Consider the following 19,279-nt stretch of genomic DNA (forward strand, 5'->3'; position numbering starts at 1 on the left):
TTAAAGATTTTTACTTAACAAAAAATCCTGGCACGCAGGCTGCAATGCTCTGGTCAACGTGGCGTTCGCGCGCCTCAACCAGATCACCGCACCCGGGTGTGGAGGAGTTCCAGGATGAATCGTCAAAGTGCCGCCCAATTGCGCCTCTCTTCCCTGCACATCCAGCAGGGCCTATGGGCTGCCTTGGCGCTGCTGGTCACCCTCGTAACGGGCCAGCAATGGTTGCTCTGGCACGAGCGTCAACAGCCGGAAGCGCCACAGGTGTCGATTCAGCGTGCTCCGCAAACCCATTTCAGCGCTGTCAGCAGCCTTGAAGAAGCGTCCGCTCCATTGCGCATGATGGATGTCGACCAGGCTCAGCCATTGAGCGCCATGCCGCGTGAAGAGCGCTGGGTGTTTTAACCCGATGAACCGGTCGTCCATTGCGCCGGAACCATCACCGCAAGACCTTCACTAAATAGAAAAGCGTAAGGAGAATCACCATGTTGAGCTGGGCAATTACCTTCCTGATCATTGCCATCATCGCCGCTGTACTGGGCTTCGGTGGTATCGCAGGCACCGCCACGGGCATCGCCAAGATTCTCTTTGTCGTGTTTCTGGTGATGTTCATTGCTTCCTTCTTCTTTGGCCGTCGTGGCCGAGGCTGACCATGAGCGTTTCATTTAAAGGACTGGCCGCCGCCCTGTTGCTGGGCGGCAGTGCCATGGCAATGGCTGCCAATGACGGACAGATGCGCGTCAACCAGTTGCTGGAGGCCGACCCGCAATACCGCGAGACCTGGCAGCACGTTGTTAAAAAGGAAGAGCGCCTGCCCGAATGGGTGATGAACCTGTCAGGCGATTCGCAGCAGATGAATGCTGTGGAGGAAGATGGCGACAAGTACCTGGTGGGACCGTTGTGCGAAACCCAGGCGACGTGTCGCAGCGCACGCCTGTTCGTCGCCTTCAGTTTCGACAAGGACGAGGCCTATGCCATGTTGGTGGAAGTCCCTGCGGGGCTGCCGGCCGACAAGTCCCCGACCCGTCATGCCAACTACCGGTTCCTCGGCAAGCCCGATGAAGGTATGCAGAAACTGTTAATGGAACAACTCAAGAAAGATCCGAACTGGTACTGATTCTGAAAATGGGAAAAGCAGCCCTGCTTTTCTCTGCTGCACAGCCCGAGGAGGGCCGGTGCATGACCAGGGGGCCGGGACGTTCTGACGGATGAGCGTCGGAGTGACCTACGGGCACAAGGGGTGCCTGCGAAAGGGCCGGGTCAGGTAAAAGCTGCGACGCAAGTTCGCAAAGCCATCACGGCTTGGCGAACTTGCGTAGAGCTTATGTCGCCAGATGCGTGCGCCAGAGCGGTTGGCTGATTGGCGTGCCGCGAGCCACCCGGCGATGCGGCATATTGTCTCCTCCCGCCGATTTATCGCCCTTTTCCTGACCGTATATCGGAGAATGCCGGCGCAATTTCTCCCATGGGCCGCGTCTCGATTCGCGGTCGTTTTCATCGGTCCCCCACCGTTGCGAGAGAAAGCCCAGCTACGCTGAAATGGCCGTTTCACGGCACTTATGCCTGCATAAATGTCGTGTTCGAACGGCTTGGAAGGCGGGTTTCGTTTGCAAATCTTCATGCCGATTCGGCATAGGGTAGGCGTTTACGGCATTAGACGAGCCCCCCCTGCATCGCAATAGTTGCGCCTTTTTTTCGCCTGCCAGTAAGCCGCTAACGCGCTCGGGGTGACCTTATACGGGGGCAGGGGCGCGAATGTTTTTCGTCATCGACGATCTGTTCGCGCCACTGTCCGAGTCCAACTGAAGTAAGGGTAACGATATGAAGAAGGCACGACTAAGCCTCGCCTGGCAGATCCTCATCGGTCTGGTGCTGGGGATTGCAGTGGGCGCGCTGCTCAACCATTTCAGTGCCGAGAAGGCCTGGTGGATCAGCAATGTGCTGCAACCGGCGGGCGATATCTTTATCCGTCTGATCAAGATGATCGTGATCCCGATCGTGATTTCCTCGCTGATCGTCGGCATTGCCGGGGTCGGTGATGCCAAGAAGCTCGGGCGCATCGGTCTCAAGACCATCCTTTACTTCGAAATCGTCACCACCATCGCCATCGTCGTCGGCCTGCTGCTGGCCAACTTCTTCCAGCCGGGCAGCGGCATCGACATGAGCACCCTGGGTACCGTGGATATTTCCAAGTACCAGGCCACGGCGGCGGAAGTCCAGCATGAACACGCGTTCATCGAGACCATCCTCAACCTGATCCCGTCGAACATCTTTGCCGCCGTTGCCCGTGGCGAGATGCTGCCGATCATTTTCTTCTCCGTCTTGTTCGGCCTGGGTCTGTCCAGCCTGCAATCGGACCTGCGCGAGCCGCTGGTGAAGATGTTCCAGGGCGTGTCGGAAAGCATGTTCAAGGTCACCCACATGATCATGCAATACGCCCCGATCGGCGTGTTCGCCCTGATCGCGGTGACCGTCGCCAACTTCGGCTTCGCGTCGCTGCTGCCGCTGGCGAAACTGGTGATCCTGGTTTACGTCGCCATCGCTTTCTTCGCCTTTGTGGTGATGGGCCTGATCGCCCGCCTGTTCGGCTTCTCGGTGCTCAAGCTGATGCGCATCTTCAAGGATGAGCTGGTGCTGGCCTATTCCACCGCCAGTTCCGAAACCGTGCTGCCGCGCGTGATCGAGAAGATGGAAGCCTACGGCGCACCGAAAGCCATCTGCAGCTTCGTGGTGCCCACCGGCTATTCGTTCAACCTCGACGGTTCGACCCTGTACCAGAGCATCGCGGCGATTTTCATCGCCCAGCTGTACGGCATCGACCTGTCCATCAGCCAGCAATTGCTGCTGGTGCTGACCTTGATGGTCACCTCCAAAGGCATCGCCGGTGTGCCGGGCGTGTCGTTCGTGGTGTTGCTGGCGACCCTGGGCAGCGTGGGCATTCCGTTGGAAGGCCTGGCCTTCATCGCCGGCGCCGACCGCATCATGGACATGGCCCGTACCGCGCTGAACGTCATCGGCAACGCCCTGGCCGTACTGGTCATCGCCCGCTGGGAGGGCATGTACGACGATGCCAAGGGCCAGCGCTACTGGAACTCCCTGCCGCACTGGCGCAGCAAAGAGCCGCTGCCGGCGGGGGAAACTTCCAGCCGTTGAGATCCATTGTGGGAGCTGAGCTTGCTCGCGATGGCGTCGGATCAGTTGGCATTGATGTTGGCTGATCCACCGCCATCGCGAGCAAGCTTAGCTCCCACAGGGTCTTCCACAGGGGGTTCGTTGATCATCTGCGCAGTGCCAAGCAAACCCCGGAGAAATCCGGGGTTTGTCGTTTCTGCCAGCCCCGCTATCATTCGCGGCATCTTCCGGGGGATTTAACTGATGCTCAATGGCCTGTGGCTTGGCTTCTTTATCGTGGCTGCCGTGTCGGCGCTGGCGCAGTGGTTGATCGGCGGCAACGCCGGGATCTTCGCGGCCATGGTGGAAAGCATTTTCGCCATGGCCAAGCTGTCGGTGGAGGTGATGGTCCTGCTGTTCGGCACCTTGACCCTGTGGCTGGGCTTCCTGCGCATCGCCGAAAAGGCCGGCATCGTCGACTGGCTGGCCAAGGCCCTCGGCCCGCTGTTCCTGCGCTTGATGCCGGAAGTGCCCGCCGGCCACCCGGCGATCGGCCTGATCACCCTCAACTTCGCCGCCAATGGCCTGGGCCTGGACAACGCAGCCACCCCCATCGGCCTCAAGGCCATGCGCGCCCTGCAAGATCTCAATCCCAGCCCAACCATCGCCAGCAACGCGCAGATCCTGTTCCTGGTGCTCAACGCCTCGTCGCTGACGCTGCTGCCGGTGACGATCTTCATGTACCGCGCCCAGCAAGGCGCGCCGGACCCGACCCTGGTGTTCCTGCCGATCCTGCTCGCCACCAGCGCCTCGACGCTGATGGGGCTGCTGTCGGTGGCGTTCATGCAGCGCCTGCGCCTATGGGATCCGGTGGTGTTGGCTTACCTGATTCCGGGTGCGTTGGCGCTGGGCGGTTTCATGGCGCTGCTGGCGACGCTCTCGGCCACGGCGCTGGCGGGGCTGTCGTCGATCCTCGGCAACCTGACGCTGTTTGGCCTGATCATCCTGTTCCTGGTGGTGGGCGCGCTGCGCAAGGTCAAGGTGTATGAAGCCTTCGTCGAAGGCGCGAAAGAAGGGTTCGACGTTGCCAAGAACCTGTTGCCGTACCTGGTGGCGATGCTCTGCGCCGTCGGCGTGCTGCGGGCTTCGGGGGCTTTGGATTTCGGCCTGGACGGCATCCGGCACCTGGTGCAGTGGGCCGGCCTGGACACGCGTTTCGTCGATGCCCTGCCGACCGCCATGGTCAAGCCGTTCTCCGGCAGCGCCGCCCGGGCCATGCTGATCGAGACCATGAAGACCTCCGGCGTGGACAGCTTCCCGGCCCTGGTGGCGGCGACCATCCAGGGCAGCACCGAGACCACGTTCTACGTGCTGGCGGTCTATTTCGGCGCCGTCGGTATCCAGCGGGCGCGCCACGCCGTGGGGTGTGCGCTGCTGGCGGAGTTGGCCGGGGTCGTGGCGGCCATCGGCGTTTGCTACTGGTTCTTCGGTTGACCTGAGTCGCCCGGCGGCCCCTAGGGTTGGGTCGGCGTTGCGAAACGCTGGCCTTGCTCCACTGTCCAGGCCACCACTTCGGCCGCCAGCCGGTCACCGGCCCGGCCGAAGCCGTCCACCACCGCCGGCACTTTCACATCGCTCAACGGCTGGCGCACTTCAAACCGGCGACTGGCCAGGATGCGCTGGTCGAACCCGCGCACCAGCAGCGCGTCCAGGCGAATCACCACGCTGGCCGCTGTGCCCTGGTATTCGGTCTGGAACGCCTGCAATTGCCCGCCCAGTTCCAGGTCCGCTTGCAGGTTGCTGTCGGCGACGCTTAACAACCTCACGCGTCCATCCTGGGCGAAGCCATCGAGCAGGCGGTTGCGCAACAGCACCGGGGCTGGGTCGCTCCAGCGCGAGGCGGCGTAGCTGCTGAACAGATTGCCCTGGGGGATCACCGCTATTTTCGGGCTGTTGAGCACTTCGCTGGCTTGCGGGCTGGCCAGGCGCAACGACCAGTTCACCGCCGTGCCCGCAGATGCCGGCGCCTGGGTGGCGGGCAGGCGATAGACGTCCGCCGGTTCGGTTTTGGGCAGGATCGAGCAGCCTGCCATCAGGATAAATCCTGCCAGCAACAGGCCAGGGCGCAGGAATCGATTGGACGGCTTCATGGCGTGAACTCCTTGTCCTTGTCATTGCCCAGCAAATAACCGCTGGGGTTGGCATCCAGGCGCCGGGAGATGCCCCGCAGGGCACTCAGGGTCTCGCGCAGCTCACGCACGGCGGGCGCCAGGGCATTGAGGCCCTGCATGCCGTTATTCAACGAATCGCGGTTGTCGTTCAGCAGTTTGTCGAAGGTTGCCGTGCTGCGGGCCAGCGATTGCATGGCTTGCCCGGCGCTGCCCATGACCTCTTTGCCTTGATCGTCCAGCAAGCCATTGGCGTTGCGCATCAACGCCGTGGTCTGCTCCAGCGTGGCGCTGGCCTGTTTGCCGATGGACGCCAGTTGCTGCATGGCCTGGCGAATATCGCCGCGCTGCTCGGCAATGACCCCGGTGGTTTGTTCCAGATGCTCGAGGGTCTTGCCCAGGCTTTGGACGTTGTCCGAGGAAAACACCTCATTGGCGTTGTGCAGCAGCAGGTTGATGCTGGTCATCAAGTCATCGCTGTTGTTGAGCAAGCGGGCAATAGGCGAGGGCGCGGCGATGATCACCGGCGGTTCGCCGTCGTGCCCCGTCAGCGCCGGGCTCTGGGGCGTGCCGCCACTGAGCTGGATAATCGAGGTGCCGGTAATGCCGGTCAGTGCCAGCTTGGCCTGGGTGTCTTGCTTGATCGGTGTTTCTGCGCTCAAGCGCACCCGCGCCAGCACCCGGCGTGGGTCGTTCGGGTCCAGGCGCAGGTTGACGACGTCGCCGACCTTGATCCCGCTGTACTCCACCGAGCTGCCCCGGGACAACCCGCTGACCGCCTCGTTGAACACCACTTCGTAATCCTTGAACTCGCTGTCCACGCTGGACTTGGCCAGCCACAGGCCAAACAGCAGGGCGCCGGCCACCACAATGACGGTGAACAGGCCGATCAGCACATGATGGGCTCGGGTTTCCATGTCAAACCTCGTTGGATTGTGTAGCGGCCGATAACGCCGCGCGGCCGCGAGGGCCATGGAAGTATTCGTGAATCCAGGCGTCGTCGGTTTCCGACACCTTGTCGATGACATCGGCCACCAGCACTTTTTTCTGCGCCAGCACCGCCACCCGGTCGGTGATGGTGTAGAGGGTGTCCAGGTCGTGGGTGACCAGGAACACGCTCAGGCCCAGGGCATCGCGCAGCGTCAGGATCAACTGGTCGAATGCCGCCGCCCCGATGGGGTCGAGGCCGGCGGTGGGTTCGTCGAGAAACAGGATGTCCGGGTCCAGGGCCAGCGCACGGGCCAGGGCGGCGCGCTTGATCATGCCGCCGGACAGCGAGGCGGGGTACTTGTCTGCGGCCGAGAGTGGCAGCCCGGCCAGCGCGAGTTTCACCGCTGCCAGGTGCTCGGCGTCGGCCCGGCTGAGCCCGGCGTGTTCGATCAGTGGCAGGGCGACGTTTTCTGTCACGGTCAGTGACGAAAACAGCGCGCCTTTCTGGAACAGCACGCCAAAGCGCCGTTCCACCCGCGAACGTTGCTCCGCAGGTAGGCTCGGCAAGTCCTGGCCGAACACCCGCACGGAACCCTCGCTGGGCCGGTTCAGGCCGACAATGCTGCGCAGCAGCACCGATTTGCCGCTGCCGGAGCCGCCGACCACGGCAAGGATCTCGCCCTTGTACACATCCAGGTCGAGGTTCTCATGCACGCTCTGGCGGCCGAAGCGATTGCACAGGCCGCGCACTTGAATCACCGCCTCAGTGGGCGGCCGCGGGGGTTGGCTCACCAGCTCATCTCCATGAAAAACAGCGCGGCCACGGCATCGAGCACAATCACCACGAAAATCGACTGCACCACGCTGGACGTGGTGTGAGCCCCGACCGATTCGGCACTGCCACTGACCTTGAAACCTTCCAGGCAGCCCACGGCGGCGATCAGGAAGGCAAAGATCGGCGCCTTGACCATCCCCACCAGGAAATGCTGCACGCCAATGTCCGACTGCAACAGCGACAGGAACATGGCCGGGGAAATACCCAGCGACAGGGCACACACGACACCGCCGCCGATAATGCCCGAGAGCATGGCCAGGAAGGTCAGCATCGGCAGCGCCACCAATAGCGCCAGCACCCGTGGCACCACCAGCAACTCCACTGGATCGAGGCCCAGGGTGCGGATCGCGTCGATTTCTTCGTTGGCCTTCATCGAGCCGATCTGCGCGGTGAACGCGCTGGCGGTGCGACCCGCCATGAGAATCGCTGTGAGCAACACGCCGAATTCACGCAGGAACGAGAATGCCACCAGGTCCACGGTAAAGATGCTGGCGCCAAAGTCGGCCAGCACCGTCGCGCCGAGGAACGCCACCACCGCGCCGACCAGGAACGTCAGCAGGGCGACGATAGGAGCCGCGTCCAGGCCGGTCTGTTCGATGTGAACGACCATCGCTGTCATGCGCCAGCGCCTGGGGCGAAACAGGTTGCGGGCCAGGGTTTCGAGGATCAGGCCGACAAAACCCAGCAGTTGCAGGGTGTCTTGCCAGACTTTGTCCACGGCGCGACCGATACGCGTCAGCAACTGTGTCATCACGCTGACGGGCTGCTCTTTCACCGGCACGCAGAAGTCCGTCAGCGAGCAATAGACCGTCTGCAACAGCGCCCGCTCGGCGGCCGGCAAGCTGCAATCGGGGTGCTCGGCGGTCTTGCCCAGCCGTTCGGAGCCCAGCAGTTCCACCAGCAACGAAGCCCCGGCGGTGTCGAGGGCGCCGAGGCCGTTGAGGTCGATCAGGGTGTTCTCGTCGTATTGGCCGCGCAAGGATTCGCTCAAGCGCTTGAGCTGCGCGTAGTGGGCCAGCGTCCAGTCGCCGCTGACCCATAGCTGCGCGGGGGCGCTAGACGTGTCCAGCCGGGCAGTGCCAGTGGGGGATCCGGGGGTCATAAGCTCCATGCTCGTTCGACTTGAACAGCGCTACCTAATAGCACGACCGCCGTTATTTTGCTTCGGGTGTGGCGGCGTTCACAGTGAAACGCAGCACACCGATCATCTGGCCATTTTCCGTCAGCACCCGCACTTGCCATTTGCCCGTCGGATCTTGCGGGAAGTTCTGCTTGTGGGTCCAGGCGCGATAGCCTTCCTTGCGTCCGCCATGGATGTCCAGGGCGATGCGGTCGACTTCTTTGCCGTTGAACTGCCAGACGTGATAAATCCGCTCATCGAGCCCTCGCGGCGCGTTGATGGCGGTGTAGGCGTACAGGCCGCTGCCGCGGATCTGGGCCGCACTGACCTCCTTGAGGCTGGCGCCCGGCGTGCGGTCCTCCAGTTGGGTGCTGATCGCCACTTCGGTCATCCACAGCGTGGCCGGTGGCACCCAGGAGCGCAGCACCCAGCCGGCGGCGCCAATCCCCAGGGTGATGCAGAGGATCGCCAAGGCGTTGCGTACAGTGCGGATCGGGAAGATCGAGGCCAGGCTGGGGAACGACAGCAGCATGGCAATGCCCAGCGCCAGCTTGAAGCTCTGGTCGGTGGTCAGGTGCAGGATGACCGGCAAAGAGGTGAGCAGGGCGGCGAACAGCGTCAGCGTGTGCAACGCCAGGAACGCCCAGCGCCGGGGCGCCAGCCATTTGTAGTACAGCGGGTCGGTGATCGAAATCAGCGCCGCGACGGTCAGCAGGCCGGTGAAAATCAACTGGCTGCTGTTCCAGGTGGTGGTGATGAAGAAAAACGGCAGGACGAAAAACAGGCTCTCCTGGTGAATCATCTGCGTGGCGTAGCGCAGCAGCGGCTGGGGGATTTCCCGTTTGAAAATCCGCGTGAACAGCCGGGTCATGCTGTTTTCGACCATCAGCCAGAGCCAGCTCACCAGCATCATGATGGCGATCCAGGTCGCCAGGCCCTGCTGGCGGTCCACCAGCATGAAACTGCCGACCCCGGAAATGAAACCACCGAGCGCGATGACCCCTGGATAGCGCTTCATCAGTTCAAGGATGCGCTGGATGTAGAGAGTCAGGTTCTGCATTCGGTGGTTTCACAGTAAGTCGTAGGAAATATCCCTGACAGAGTATCGTCAGGACATCGATGTGACGAGTGCTCTGTGGCAAGTGGGATTTGCTGTGGGAGCAAAGCTTGCTCGCGAAACAGGCGCCTCGGTTTCTGAAAGACGCGCGTCGCGTCCATCGCGGGCAAGCCTTGCTCCCACACAGCAGACAGATGCCCTCGCCACAAATGTGTGCCGCCCCGAGATCATTCTTCGTTCGGTCGAGCCTTGCGTCGCACCTGCCACACCACCAACCCGAGCAACAGCACCCCCAGCAAACCGCCCAGCCCCCAGACGAGCTCATCGTCACTGAGCAACGGCTTCTCGATGCGCAGGTAACCCGGGTCCTTGAGCAGTTCGCGCAGGGCCACGTTGGCTTGTTCCAGGCTCACCCCCTGCAGGCGCAGGGCCGGGTTGGCGAAACGGCCGTCTTCATAATTGCCCAGGGCGCTCCAGTAGTAATCGGCCAGTGCGCTGTTGCCTTGAACCGCCCAGGACTGATGGGCAATGGCCGCGCGCTTGATGCGCACGAAATCGGCGGGGTCCAGGCCATCCTTGAGCAATCTCTTGCGCAGCTCTTCCAGCGCCTGTTCGGCTTCGGGCAAGTCTTCGCGGGACAGGTCGGCGTTCAGGCTGAAGAAGCCGACGCCGCCGAGCACCTCGCGTTCGGTCCACGGCCCGTAGGACAGGCCATGGGCCAGGCGCAATTGGCGATAGAGCGCCCAGTCCAGGTAATCCTTGAGCAGGTCGAAGGTTTCGTCATGCTGCTCGTCCAGCACCGGTTCCGGGAACAGCCAATGAAGCTTGGCGCTGTCGCCGGCCAGGCCACGGATCAGGTTGCGCTTGGTGACCGCCTTGTAGCGGATCTGCGGCAACGCCTCGTGCGCGCTGGGCTCCACCGGCTCGAGTTCGCCAAAGGCACGTTCCAGATAGGCCGGCAGCAGTCGGTCGAGATCGCCGACCACGATCAGCGTCATGTTGTTCGGCGCATACCAGGCCTTGCGCACTTGTTCGAGGCGGGCGAGGGTATGGCGCTCGACCTCGGCCCGTTCCGCGCACCGCAGGCCCAACTCAACCGCCAACTGGTTGCTGGCCTTGTGGCCCAGGTCCTGGTGATCGAGCCAGCGTTGCAGGTGGGTGTAGTGGCCACCGTCCTCGCGTTCCACCACCCGCTTGGCTGCCTCCAGGGCTTTTTCATCGATGCGGGTGCGGGTCAACAGCGCCAGCAGCAGCTCCAGGACCTTGCGTTGATTGCGTGCCGGCGCCTCGATGACGAACGTGGTGTCGGCATTGCTGGTGAAGGCATTCCACTCGCCCCCCAAGGCCTGCATGCGCTCCTCCAGGCCGCCTTCACCGCTCTCATCGACGCCGCTGAACAGCAGGTGTTCAAGCAGGTGCGGCAGTTCCTTGTCGGCGCAACTGAAGTCGTCCAGGCCCACGCCGACCACCAGGCGGATCGCCACATGCCCGCGCTCGGTGCCGGGCTTGAGCAGCAGTTGCATGCCGTTGGGCAACATATAGCCTTCGACCTGGAACCGGTCCAGGGCGACCACGGGCAGTGAGCCGAGCAAAAGAAAGGCGAACAACAGACAACGCATAAGGGCTTCCTGGCGACTGAGTGGGGTCCATGGTGCCGGGCAGGCCGTCATCGGCGGATCGCCGCCCGGAGTCGGCTCGCTCCCCTATCGAATCTATGCGTTTTTCATGACAACGGGAGCAGGCGGGCCGGCGAACGCTTTCAGGCCCGAGCCATTGTTATTGACTGACATTGTTACTGACTGACCAATGCGCCAGTCGTTCACGGCGAATGGGTAATGTCGCTAATTTCATCCGCCGCCAGCGCGCCGATCTCGGCGGTCTCCAGGACCACATAGGCGCTGCCGCAAAACAGCGAATTGAGGCGCCTCATGTCGGCGATCAGCTCCAGGTGCAGGGAACTGGTCTCCAGGCTTTGCACGACCTTGCGCTGCAAGCGGCTGACATGGGCATGGGCCATGCGCCGTTCCTGCGCCCGAAAGCGACGTTTCTCACGCAGCAACTGACGGGCGCTTTCCCGGTCGGCACTGAGGAATACCGACAGCCCCAGCCGCAGGTTGGCGATCAGGTGGCTGTGCAGCCCCGCCAACTCTTCCAGGCCTACTTCGGAAAAGGAGCGACGTTGCGAGGTCTTCTGCTGCTGGACCTTGCGCAACATGCGCTCGATCAGGTCGCTGGCCAGTTTCAGGTTGATCGCCAGCTCGATGATTTCCGCCCAGCGGCGGCTGTCCTGTTCGCTGAGGTCCTCGCGGGGCATTTGCGCCATGTACAACTTGATTGCGCTGCACAACGCTTCGACGTCGTCACTCATGCGCCGCACGTCCTGGGTCACCGCCGTTTGCGCACCGCGCAGCACGTCCAGCATGGCTTCGAGCATGTTTTCGATCAGGTCGCCAATACGCAAGGTTTCCCGGGCCGCGTTCGCCAGCGCCAGGCTCGGGGTGACGAGGGCGGTAGGGTCCAGATGTCGTGGCTTGGCCGTGCCGTTGGTATCGGGCCGCTCCGGCAGCAGCCAGGCACAGAGCCTGGCCATCGGGCCGACGCTGGGCAGCAGCACCAGGCACCGCACGGTGTTGTAGAGCAGATGGAAACCAATCACCGTTTCCTGGGGGCTGAAATCCAGGCTGTCCAGCCAACCCACCAGCGGATCGAGCACCGGGATGATCAACAACAGCCCGATCAGCTTGTACAGCAGGCTGCCCAGCGCCACCTGGCGCCCGGCGGTGTTCTGCATGCTGGTGCTGAGGAACGCCAGCACGCCGCTGCCAATGTTGGCGCCGATCACCAGGCCGATGGCCACCGGCAGGCTGATCACCGCGGCACCGGCCAGGGTCGCGGTCAGCAGCACGGCGGCCAGGCTGGAATAGGAGATCATCGCGAACAGCGCGCCGACCAACGCATCGAGCAGGATGTCGCCGGTCAGCGAGGCGAAGATCACTTTCACGCCCTGGGCATGGGTGATGGGCGCCGCGGCTTCGACGATCAATTGCAGGGCCAGGATGATCAGGCCCAGGCCGATGCCGACCCGGCCCATTTGCCCGACGCGCGTCTGTTTGCGCGAGAGGAAAAAAATCACCCCGAGGAAAATCAGCAGCGGCGACAGCCACGACAGGTCGAGGGTCAGCACCCGTGCCATCAGCGCGGTGCCGACATCGGCGCCGAGCATGGTCGCCAGCGCCGGGGTCAGCGCCATCAGGCCCTGGCCGACGAACGAGGTGACGAGCATGGCCGTGGCGTTGCTGCTCTGGACCATGGCCGTGACCATGATGCCCGCGATAAACGCCAGCCAGCGCCGGGACATGTTCTGGCCGATGACATGGCGCAGGTTCGAGCCATAGACCCGCAAGATGCCGGTACGCACGATATGCGTGCCCCAGATCAGCAGGGCGACGGCGGAGAGCAAGTTCAGCAGGGTCAGCATGAGAAGCCCCCTGTTAGCGTCCCAAAGGGACAAATTGGCGATGCCACATTCTTCGTTCTTGTACTTAAGCTGTAGTTGGCGAACGGTTCGGGCGCCAGCATTGCACAGCTAAAGAATCGTTTGAAACAAATCCGTCATAAAATCCGATCGTCCAGAACGACAGAGATCCTGTGGGAGCGGGCTTGCTCGCGAAAACGGTAGGTCAGTCACATTAATGCCATCTGATCCACCGCTTTCGCGAGCAAGCCCGCTCCCACAGGTCATGTATTTCCAACCCAAATGGCAGGTTTGCTTTTCACGGGCATGAAAAAGGGGCTCCAAGAGCCCCTTCATTCATTGCCCTATGCCGTTACTGACCCGGCATGTCCTTGCGCAGTTTCACCGGATCCTGCTGCTTGCGCTTGCGCGCCATGGCAGTACGCATCTTGATGTTGATGGCTTCCACCGCCAGGGAGAATGCCATGGCGAAGTAGACGTAGCCTTTTGGCACATGCACGTCGAACGACTCGGCGATCAGCACGGTACCGACCACCAGCAGGAACGACAGCGCCAGCATCTTCAGCGATGGGTGCTTGTCGATGAACTCGCTGATGGTGGCCGAAGCCAGCATCATCACCAGCACGGCGACGATGATCGCTGCCACCATGACCGGCACGTGGGAGACCATGCCGACGGCAGTAATGACCGAGTCCAGGGAGAACACGATGTCGATGATCGCGATCTGGATGATGGTGTAGATGAAGTTGCCGCCCTTGCCCGAAGGTTCGTCGTTGGTTTCATCTTCGCCTTCCAGCGCGTGGTACATCTCCTGGGAGCTTTTCCACAGCAGGAACAGGCCACCGAAGAACAGGATCAGGTCACGACCGGAGATGCCCTGGCCGAACACTTCGAACAAATCGGCCGTCAGGCGCATGACCCAGGTGATGGACAGCAGCAACAGGATCCGCGTGATCATGGCCAGCGCCAGGCCGAAGATCCGGGTGCGCGCCTGCATGTGCTTGGGCATGCGGCTGACCAGGATCGAGATCATGATGATGTTGTCGATGCCCAGGACAATTTCCAGGGCGGTCAGAGTAAAGAAGGCAACCCAGATTTCCGGGTTGGTCAGCCATTCCATGTGAGTTCCTTTGAGCGAGTGTTAGGCCGCGCCGCCGAGACGACGCAGCGGGCGTTGCTTTTATAGAGTGCTGAACAGCGGAAAAATCCCCATCAGCAAGGCGGCGAACATTATGCACAGGCAAACCAGTACTGCCCACTTCAAGGTGAAGCGCTGGTGATCGCCGAACTCGATCCCGGCCAAGGCTACCAGCAGGTAGGTCGACGGAACCAGTGGGCTCAACAGGTGGACGGGCTGGCCGACGATGGAGGCACGGGCCATTTCAACGGCGGTGATGCCGTAATGGCTGGCTGCCTCGGCGAGAACCGGTAACACCCCGTAATAAAATGCATCGTTAGACATGAAGAACGTGAACGGCATGCTCACCAGCGCGGTGATGACCGCCAGGTAAGGGCCGAGGAACTCCGGGATGACCGCCAGCAGGCTCTTGGACATGGCGTCGACCATGCCGGTGCCGGACAGGATGCCGGTAAAGATACCGGCCGCGAAAATCAGCCCGACCACCGCCAACACGCTGCCGGCGTGGGCCGCAACGCGGTCTTTCTGCTGTTGCAGGCACGGGTAGTTGACGATCATCGCAATACTGAACGCCACCATGAACAGCACCGGCAGCGGCAACAGGCCGGCGATCAGGGTGCACATCAGGCCCAGGGTCAATGCGCCGTTGAACCAGATCAGCTTTGGACGACGAGCGTCCGGGAATTGGGAAACGCTGATTTCGCTGTGGTCGATTTCATCTCCGACCAGGTGCAGTTCACCCAGGCGCGCACGCTCGCGCTTACCGTACATGTAGGAAATCGCCAGGATCGCCACCACACCGGCCAGCATCGCGGGAATCATCGGCACGAAGATGTCGGACGGGTCCACATGCAGCGCACTGGCCGCACGGGCCGTCGGGCCGCCCCATGGGGTCATGTTCATCACGCCGCCGGCGAGGATGATCAGGCCAGCCATGATGCGCGGGCTCATGCCGATGCGGCTGTAGAGCGGCAGCATCGCGGCCACGCAGATCATGTAAGTGGTCGCGCCGTCACCATCAAGGGAAACGACGAGCGCCAGAACGGCGGTACCGACCGAAACTTTCAACGGGTCGCCCTTGACCAGCTTGAGGATCTTGCGCACGGCCGGGTCGAACAGGCCGGAGTCGATCATCAGGGCAAAATACAGAATCGCGAACATCAGCATCACCCCGGTCGGGGCGAGCTTGGTGATGCCTTCGAGCATCATCGGGCCGATTTTCGGCGCAAAGCCACCGAACAGGGCGAACAGGATCGGGATGATGATCAGGGCGATCAGCGCGGACAGGCGCTTGGTCATGATCAGGAACATGAACGTAATGACCATGGCGAAGCCAAGGAAAGTCAGCATGGGAAATACTCCAGGCGTGGCGCGGCTATGAAAGGCGAACCGGACAGGTCAGCGCAGGATGCAGAGCACGAGGGGAACGGATGGAGTGGGTGCAGCGGGACGGGTAGCAGCGGACATCAGAATCACCATTGTTGTTGTTAAAAGGGCCGAGCGAGCCTTGAAAACTCGCTTTTGGCCGACCGGTCTTTTGCCGGAAGTGGGGTGATCCTAATCGCGGAAGCTTTCAGTCAGCTTTCGTTGCAGGCAATGGAGTTTTTCTGTGAGGTAAAGCTCACCTGTGGGAGCAAAATTTATCTGTGGGGCACAGCTCCCACAGAAAATCGGTGCTCCACCGGTCAATCAAAATGCTGAGAGATTCAACGGCCGCACCGCGCCCATCCAGATCGCATGCTCGGTGTGGTCGATCAGGTCATCGCCGGTCTCCGGGTGCAGGAAAATCACCAGGCCTTTGCGATTGAGCGCCAGCCACGGCAAGACCACGCCGATGTACTGCGGGTCGAAGGCCAGCTGACAGCTCCAGTCCGGGTGCGGGCCGACCGGGCGTTGATGAACGCGGCCCATTTTCAGCGGGAACAGTTGCGCCGCTTCCTCGCACAAGGCCCGCGCCTGGTCCAGGGTGCTGGCGTCGAAATACACGTGGGCGTGGTAGCCCTTGATCCGCTGCATCTGTCACTCCTTGAAAAGAGGCCGAACCCTCGCCGTTTTCCGCGGGTCAGAGCCTTTACACGCGGGATAAAGAGGAAAGCAGCCATGAAAAACGCCGAAACCCCGGTCACCAAAGTGGTGCTCTATGGTGCCATGAGCGGCCTCGGCAGTGCGTTGATGGCTGAAATGCTGCGGCGCCAGCACGAAGTCATCGCCATTCTCGACGATCTTACCGCCCTGGCTCCCCGCCCGGGCCTGCGGACCAAGACTGGTGATCTTTTCGATCCCGAGCGGGTCAAGCAAAGTGTTGCCGGTGCCAGCGCCGTGGTGTGTCTGCTGAACGCGCCGGGGTTGCCGATGAACAGCGAACACGTGGAGCGCACCTTGATTCCCGGCCCGGTGGAGCAAGTATTGGCCGTGGATGCACTGATCGCCGGCATGCAGGTGGTGAACATTGCGCGGCTGTTCCTGGTGGGCGACTTTGCGGTGCTCGACGAAGAGCAGGCGGACGACGATTTGCAGCGCCATGCCACCGAAGAAGTCCTCGATGCCCTGAAGAACAGCACCCTGCAATGGACCTTGATCAACGCCCCCTATGCCGCGCCTGGCCTGGGTATCGAACATTTCAGCCAGGTCAGTACCAGCCTCGAACCCGGCATGGCCGAATCCCTGGAGCGGCTCAACCGGGTGGCGGTCGGCATCGCCGATGAGCTGCGCCTGAACCTGCACGTGGGCGAGCACGTCAGCTTCGTGGCCGCCCACTAGCTGTGGACATCCTGTGGCGAGGGAATTTAGCGAAACGTCGCACCGCCCCGCTGGGCTGCGAAGCGGCCCCAAAAAACCATCATCTACCCACGCACTCAAACAGCAATCGACGGCAACGGCAGCCCCGTGAGCGATTCGGCACTGTTGGCCTGTTCTTCCATCAGCCAATCGACGAATTGCCTGATCAACACACCGCGGCGTTTACGTTGGGGCAAGACCACGTAATACCCCAGCCGCGACAGCACCGTTTCAGCGATAGGACGACACAGCAGCCCCTGGGCCAATAAGTTATCCACAAGGTGCCGCCAGCCGATGGCGACGCCCTGGCCGCCAATCGCCGCCTGGATGAGCAGTGTGTAGTTGTCGAAGCGCAGTTGCCCGGGCGCCGGCGGCGAGGTGATGCCCAGCTCGCGAAATACGCCGCTCCAGTCGAACCAGCTGTTGCTGTTGCCCGCGCGCAGGTGCAGCAATGGAAACTCCGCCAAGGCCTGGGCGGACAAGGGCAGGGGACGATCCTTGAGCAGCAGCGGACTGCACACAGGAAAGACTTCTTCGCTGAACAACCAACGACTTTCACCTTGTTTGAAGCGACCGTCGCCGAACAGCACGGCAACGTCTATATCGGTGCGCAGCATGTTGTGGTTGCGTTCGCTGGTCACCAGGCTGACGTCCACCTGCGGATTGGCGGCGTGGAAGCGATGCAGGCGCGGCATCAGCCAGTAGGCGGCGAAGGCGAAGTCCGTGGCGACTTGCAGCACCTCATGCTGATGCTGGGCGGTGATCGCACTCAGCCCGGCATCGATGCTCTGCAAGCCGGCCTGCACCTGCTCGAACAGGATCGTCCCGGCCTCGGTCAGTTCGATGCCGCGATAGATGCGGTCGAACAACCGCGTACCCAGTTGCTCTTCCAGACGCTTGATCTGCTGGCTGATGGCCGGTTGCGTGGTGCCCAGCTCAATCGCCGCCGCCGTAAAGCTTTGTTGGCGCGCCGCGGCTTCAAAGGCTCGGAACAGTTCCAGGGACAGGTTACCCAGGGCCTCATACATAAGCTGTGCTTATCCTAGTCATTATCCTGCATGGGCTTTACCCCAAAACCCGGGGGCTACATGCTCAATCGCAGCAATGTCGCATAACTGCCTACTATGGAATGCCGCGAATACATGAAGCGCAAGAACATTCTTTTCATCATGGCCGATCAAATGGCCGCGCCAATGTTGCCGATCTACGGTCCTTCGCCGATCAAGCTGCCGAACCTGTCGCGCCTGGCCGCTGAGGGCGTGGTGTTCGATGCCGCCTATTGCAACAGCCCGCTGTGCGCACCGTCGCGTTTCACCCTGGTGAGCGGCCAGTTGCCGAGCAAGATCGGCGCCTACGACAACGCGGCGGATTTCCCGGCGGACGTGCCGACCTACGCCCATTACCTGCGTCGCCTCGGCTACCGCACGGCGCTGTCCGGCAAGATGCACTTTTGCGGGCCGGACCAACTGCACGGCTACGAAGAGCGCCTGACCAGTGACATTTACCCGGCCGATTACGGCTGGGCGGTGAACTGGGACGAGCCGGACGTGCGGCCGAGTTGGTACCACAACATGTCGTCGGTGTTGCAGGCCGGGCCGTGCGTGCGCACCAACCAGCTGGATTTCGATGAAGAAGTGGTGTTCAAGGCCCAGCAGTACCTGTTCGACCACATTCGCGAGGACGGTGACCAGCCGTTTTGCCTCACCGTATCGATGACCCACCCACACGACCCGTACACGATTCCCAAGGCGTTCTGGGATTTGTATGACGACAACGACATCCCTTTGCCGCAGACCCCGGCGCAAACGGCGCTCGATCCCCATTCCCAGCGGCTGCTGAAGGTTTATGACCTGTGGGACAAGCCACTGCCTGTGGATAAGATTCGCGATGCCCGCCGCGCCTATTTCGGCGCGTGCAGCTACATCGACAGCAACGTTGGCAAGCTCCTGCAAACCCTGGAAGACACCGGCCTGCTAGACGACACGATCATCGTGTTCTCCGGCGATCACGGGGACATGCTCGGCGAAAAGGGCCTCTGGTACAAAATGCACTGGTTCGAAATGGCTGCCCGCGTACCGTTGCTGATCAGTGCGCCGGGGCAGTTCGCCAGCGGCCGGGTGGGCGCGGCGGTGTCCACCGCCGATTTGCTGCCGACCCTGGTCGAGCTGGCCGGTGGCACGCTGGAGCCGGGCTTGCCGCTGGATGGCCGTTCGCTGGTGCCGCATCTGCAAGGGCAGGGCGGACATGACGAAGTCTTCGGTGAATACATGGCCGAAGGCACCATCAGCCCGTTGATGATGATCCGTCGCGGCCCGTGGAAATTCATCTACAGCGAAGATGACCCGTGCCTGCTGTTCGACGTACGCAACGATCCCAAGGAACTGGAAAATCTCCGCCAATCCCCGGAGCACCAAGTCCTGTTCGCCGATTTTCTCGCCGAAGCGCGTGCCAAGTGGGACATCCCGACGATTCATCAACAGGTGCTCGCCAGCCAGCGGCGCCGCCGTTTCGTCGCCCAGGCGTTGAGCCTGGGCAAACTCAAGAGCTGGGATCACCAGCCGCTGGTGGACGCCAGCCAGCAGTACATGCGTAACCACATCGACCTCGACGATCTGGAGCGCAAGGCCCGTTATCCACAACCCTGCCAAAACCAATAACGTAAGGGGCAAG

The 19,279-nt window shown here is 62.0% G+C and carries 18 protein-coding genes; 7 read left to right on the forward strand and 11 right to left on the reverse strand.

Annotated elements, in window-relative coordinates; translation table 11 throughout:
- The first annotated feature begins 114 nt into the window (after nucleotides 1-114).
- From AD662_RS00170 to AD662_RS00185, 5 genes are all read left to right on the forward strand, one after another.
- Nucleotides 115-402 (forward strand): hypothetical protein, encoded by a 288-nt coding sequence (locus tag AD662_RS00170; protein ID WP_053184790.1) that lies wholly within the window; start codon nucleotides 115-117, stop codon nucleotides 400-402.
- Between the two features lie 80 nt (nucleotides 403-482).
- Nucleotides 483-647, forward strand: a complete 165-nt coding sequence (locus AD662_RS27940) for a DUF1328 domain-containing protein (protein WP_003177151.1) — start codon at nucleotides 483-485, stop codon at nucleotides 645-647.
- Between the two features lie 2 nt (nucleotides 648-649).
- A complete protein-coding gene (locus AD662_RS00175; protein WP_018602710.1) occupies nucleotides 650-1,114 on the forward strand; it encodes an inhibitor of vertebrate lysozyme family protein in 465 nt (154 codons plus the stop codon).
- Nucleotides 1,115-1,818: 704 nt separating this feature from the next.
- Entirely contained in the window at nucleotides 1,819-3,150 is a 1,332-nt protein-coding gene (gltP, locus tag AD662_RS00180) for a glutamate/aspartate:proton symporter GltP (RefSeq protein WP_018602708.1), read from the forward strand.
- Between the two features lie 222 nt (nucleotides 3,151-3,372).
- Entirely contained in the window at nucleotides 3,373-4,602 is a 1,230-nt protein-coding gene (locus AD662_RS00185; RefSeq protein ID WP_053184793.1) for a nucleoside recognition domain-containing protein, read from the forward strand.
- A gap of 20 nt (nucleotides 4,603-4,622) precedes the next feature.
- Here AD662_RS00185 and AD662_RS00190 read toward each other — a convergent pair whose 3' ends face one another.
- The 10 genes from AD662_RS00190 to AD662_RS00235 all read right to left on the reverse strand — a co-directional run bounded on the left by AD662_RS00190 (nucleotide 4,623) and on the right by AD662_RS00235 (nucleotide 15,847).
- On the reverse strand, nucleotides 4,623-5,258 hold the full coding sequence (locus AD662_RS00190; RefSeq protein WP_053184796.1) for an ABC-type transport auxiliary lipoprotein family protein: 636 nt from the start codon (nucleotides 5,256-5,258) through the stop codon (nucleotides 4,623-4,625).
- A complete protein-coding gene (locus AD662_RS00195; protein ID WP_018602701.1) occupies nucleotides 5,255-6,193 on the reverse strand; it encodes an MlaD family protein in 939 nt (312 codons plus the stop codon). Before AD662_RS00195 ends, AD662_RS00190 begins: the two co-directional genes overlap by 4 nt.
- 1 nt (nucleotide 6,194) lies before the next feature.
- Nucleotides 6,195-6,998 carry an ABC transporter ATP-binding protein gene (locus tag AD662_RS00200; RefSeq protein ID WP_053184799.1) on the reverse strand — a complete coding sequence of 268 codons (804 nt, stop codon included), beginning with the start codon at nucleotides 6,996-6,998 and terminating at the stop codon, nucleotides 6,195-6,197.
- The gene (locus AD662_RS00205; protein WP_018602697.1) at nucleotides 6,995-8,143 is read right to left on the reverse strand and encodes an ABC transporter permease; all 1,149 of its coding nucleotides are present in this window, start codon (nucleotides 8,141-8,143) and stop codon (nucleotides 6,995-6,997) included. Before AD662_RS00205 ends, AD662_RS00200 begins: the two co-directional genes overlap by 4 nt.
- A gap of 52 nt (nucleotides 8,144-8,195) precedes the next feature.
- The gene (locus tag AD662_RS00210; protein WP_024617274.1) at nucleotides 8,196-9,221 is read right to left on the reverse strand and encodes a DUF5924 family protein; all 1,026 of its coding nucleotides are present in this window, start codon (nucleotides 9,219-9,221) and stop codon (nucleotides 8,196-8,198) included.
- Nucleotides 9,222-9,445: 224 nt separating this feature from the next.
- Nucleotides 9,446-10,837 carry a M16 family metallopeptidase gene (locus tag AD662_RS00215; RefSeq protein ID WP_053184800.1) on the reverse strand — a complete coding sequence of 464 codons (1,392 nt, stop codon included), beginning with the start codon at nucleotides 10,835-10,837 and terminating at the stop codon, nucleotides 9,446-9,448.
- A gap of 200 nt (nucleotides 10,838-11,037) precedes the next feature.
- Nucleotides 11,038-12,696, reverse strand: coding sequence for a Na/Pi cotransporter family protein (locus tag AD662_RS00220; RefSeq protein WP_018602690.1), 1,659 nt, complete (start codon nucleotides 12,694-12,696; stop codon nucleotides 11,038-11,040).
- 349 nt (nucleotides 12,697-13,045) lie between these two features.
- Entirely contained in the window at nucleotides 13,046-13,813 is a 768-nt protein-coding gene (locus AD662_RS00225) for a TerC family protein (RefSeq protein ID WP_018602688.1), read from the reverse strand.
- Nucleotides 13,814-13,873: 60 nt separating this feature from the next.
- Entirely contained in the window at nucleotides 13,874-15,181 is a 1,308-nt protein-coding gene (locus AD662_RS00230; RefSeq protein ID WP_014335839.1) for a CitMHS family transporter, read from the reverse strand.
- A 339-nt stretch (nucleotides 15,182-15,520) separates the two neighbouring features.
- A complete protein-coding gene (locus AD662_RS00235; protein WP_018602685.1) occupies nucleotides 15,521-15,847 on the reverse strand; it encodes a DOPA 4,5-dioxygenase family protein in 327 nt (108 codons plus the stop codon).
- 84 nt (nucleotides 15,848-15,931) lie between these two features.
- Here AD662_RS00235 and AD662_RS00240 point away from each other — a divergent pair, with 84 nt between their 5' ends.
- Complete coding sequence (locus tag AD662_RS00240) at nucleotides 15,932-16,591, forward strand: NAD(P)-dependent oxidoreductase (protein ID WP_053184803.1); 660 nt, start codon at nucleotides 15,932-15,934, stop codon at nucleotides 16,589-16,591.
- Between the two features lie 95 nt (nucleotides 16,592-16,686).
- On the opposite strand, the gene AD662_RS00245 is transcribed toward AD662_RS00240, so the two are convergent.
- On the reverse strand, nucleotides 16,687-17,637 hold the full coding sequence (locus AD662_RS00245; RefSeq protein ID WP_053184806.1) for a choline sulfate utilization transcriptional regulator: 951 nt from the start codon (nucleotides 17,635-17,637) through the stop codon (nucleotides 16,687-16,689).
- A gap of 114 nt (nucleotides 17,638-17,751) precedes the next feature.
- On the opposite strand from AD662_RS00245, the gene betC reads away from it, so the two are divergent.
- Complete coding sequence (gene betC / locus AD662_RS00250; RefSeq protein WP_053184810.1) at nucleotides 17,752-19,266, forward strand: choline-sulfatase; 1,515 nt, start codon at nucleotides 17,752-17,754, stop codon at nucleotides 19,264-19,266.
- Nucleotides 19,267-19,279 lie beyond the last annotated feature (13 nt).

The organism is Pseudomonas kilonensis (assembly GCF_001269885.1).
In the GTDB taxonomy this organism is placed as follows: Bacteria; Pseudomonadota; Gammaproteobacteria; order Pseudomonadales; family Pseudomonadaceae; genus Aquipseudomonas; species Aquipseudomonas kilonensis.

Bases quoted from the DNA above. Each gene is read 5' to 3' on its own strand.
- AD662_RS00170 (WP_053184790.1), top strand. From the start codon at position 115: ATGAATCGTCAAAGTGCCGCCCAATTGCGCCTCTCTTCCCTGCACATC.
- AD662_RS27940 (WP_003177151.1), top strand. From the start codon at position 483: ATGTTGAGCTGGGCAATTACCTTCCTGATCATTGCCATCATCGCCGCT.
- AD662_RS00175 (WP_018602710.1), top strand. From the start codon at position 650: ATGAGCGTTTCATTTAAAGGACTGGCCGCCGCCCTGTTGCTGGGCGGC.
- gltP (WP_018602708.1), top strand. From the start codon at position 1,819: ATGAAGAAGGCACGACTAAGCCTCGCCTGGCAGATCCTCATCGGTCTG.
- AD662_RS00185 (WP_053184793.1), top strand. From the start codon at position 3,373: ATGCTCAATGGCCTGTGGCTTGGCTTCTTTATCGTGGCTGCCGTGTCG.
- AD662_RS00190 (WP_053184796.1), bottom strand. From the start codon at position 5,258: ATGAAGCCGTCCAATCGATTCCTGCGCCCTGGCCTGTTGCTGGCAGGA.
- AD662_RS00195 (WP_018602701.1), bottom strand. From the start codon at position 6,193: ATGGAAACCCGAGCCCATCATGTGCTGATCGGCCTGTTCACCGTCATT.
- AD662_RS00205 (WP_018602697.1), bottom strand. From the start codon at position 8,143: ATGACCCCCGGATCCCCCACTGGCACTGCCCGGCTGGACACGTCTAGC.
- AD662_RS00210 (WP_024617274.1), bottom strand. From the start codon at position 9,221: ATGCAGAACCTGACTCTCTACATCCAGCGCATCCTTGAACTGATGAAG.
- AD662_RS00215 (WP_053184800.1), bottom strand. From the start codon at position 10,837: ATGCGTTGTCTGTTGTTCGCCTTTCTTTTGCTCGGCTCACTGCCCGTG.
- AD662_RS00220 (WP_018602690.1), bottom strand. From the start codon at position 12,696: ATGCTGACCCTGCTGAACTTGCTCTCCGCCGTCGCCCTGCTGATCTGG.
- AD662_RS00225 (WP_018602688.1), bottom strand. From the start codon at position 13,813: ATGGAATGGCTGACCAACCCGGAAATCTGGGTTGCCTTCTTTACTCTG.
- AD662_RS00230 (WP_014335839.1), bottom strand. From the start codon at position 15,181: ATGCTGACTTTCCTTGGCTTCGCCATGGTCATTACGTTCATGTTCCTG.
- AD662_RS00235 (WP_018602685.1), bottom strand. From the start codon at position 15,847: ATGCAGCGGATCAAGGGCTACCACGCCCACGTGTATTTCGACGCCAGC.
- AD662_RS00240 (WP_053184803.1), top strand. From the start codon at position 15,932: ATGAAAAACGCCGAAACCCCGGTCACCAAAGTGGTGCTCTATGGTGCC.
- AD662_RS00245 (WP_053184806.1), bottom strand. From the start codon at position 17,637: ATGTATGAGGCCCTGGGTAACCTGTCCCTGGAACTGTTCCGAGCCTTT.
- betC (WP_053184810.1), top strand. From the start codon at position 17,752: ATGAAGCGCAAGAACATTCTTTTCATCATGGCCGATCAAATGGCCGCG.